This window comes from Prescottella defluvii (assembly GCF_000738775.1).
Classification (GTDB): domain Bacteria; phylum Actinomycetota; class Actinomycetes; order Mycobacteriales; family Mycobacteriaceae; genus Prescottella; species Prescottella defluvii.
Map to the genome: position 1 here is coordinate 1 of NZ_JPOC01000226.1, position 395 is coordinate 395.

General features: G+C 67.6%; 1 pseudogene. It reads left to right on the forward strand.

The window, feature by feature from the left end:
• Positions 1–395: pseudogene (locus IJ15_RS26585) on the forward strand (hypothetical protein); the annotation flags it as partial.

The window sequence follows — 395 nt, forward strand, 5'->3', positions numbered from 1 at the left end:
CGGCACCGCGCGCGCGGGCGTCGAGTTCGTGGTTCCGTCGGTCACGTCCACCAACACGGGGGACGGCGGATACAGCATCGGGAGCAGTGGCGGCGACCTGATCGCGGCGGCACGAGCCGAGGAAGTCAACCGGCGCGCCCACAATCCACACATCAAGCACGCCGACATGGTCGACCACGGCTACGGAGTGCTCGACGTCGACGCCGGTGAGGCGCGCTTCAGTTTCCGCTCCGTCGACAAGCGGAATCCGAATGCCGATGTGACGACGTCGAAGTCGTACCGCTCCGCAGCCGTGGTCGACCATGTCGGCGTGCTTGATGTGTGGCTTGTGGGCGCGCCGGACGACAGACTCGGCTGCTGCCGACGCGATCAGGGCGCCGACACTGCGCACCGAT